1 protein-coding gene is annotated in these 636 nt (G+C 35.5%); it reads right to left on the bottom strand.

Annotated features, from left to right (window positions below):
- Nucleotides 1–54: 54 nt before the first annotated feature.
- On the bottom strand, nucleotides 55–636 hold a 582-nt coding region (locus tag VPNCDNU1_RS28965), incomplete at its 5' end, for a hypothetical protein (RefSeq protein ID WP_167404919.1).

Here is a 636-nt window from a genome sequence, read left to right as displayed (position 1 = left end):
TGAAGCGTTTGTTATGCCTATGAATATCACATCAGTTTTCACATTCACAGCCCATTACCTATCCTGTGGCGTTTGGACTAACGAGGAAAAACCATCCCCCAACGTAGGAATGTACACCAACATTGCTGCTGCGAGTAAAACAGACCATTTAGGAAACTCTTTAACCATCACAAACTGATTGCCTTCCGTCAATTTAAACAAAGTAACTAAATAATCAATAGGGTTCATTAGCATATATATTGCACCATACACGCTATTTACTACACCATATGCGGATATTTTTAAGAAATCTAAGCCAATTGAAATCAAACTATACTGGATTTTTCCAGCGGCAAGCAGATCGTAAATATAGAATACAGAATTGAATACAGTAAACAAAAGAAATAAGCCTATCCACGAAAGGCCAACTTGCTGTAACTTACTGCTATCTTTAAATTTCATAAAAACAACATTTGTCCAGAGCAAAGCCACAAACGATTCAATAAAAAATTTTATAGCCAATACATTTGTTAGCTTATAGAAATCATTACTATAATCTAAAAAACTTGTTGTCCCAAATACGACTCCAGATATTATACTTCCGCTCATCGTACCTAAGTACATACCAGCGGTACATACAAAAGCTAGCAACGTGTC

It is taken from the genome of Vibrio penaeicida (assembly GCF_002933855.1).
Taxonomy (GTDB): Bacteria; Pseudomonadota; Gammaproteobacteria; order Enterobacterales; family Vibrionaceae; genus Vibrio; species Vibrio penaeicida_A.
This window is presented reverse-complemented; position numbering and strand designations above follow the sequence as displayed.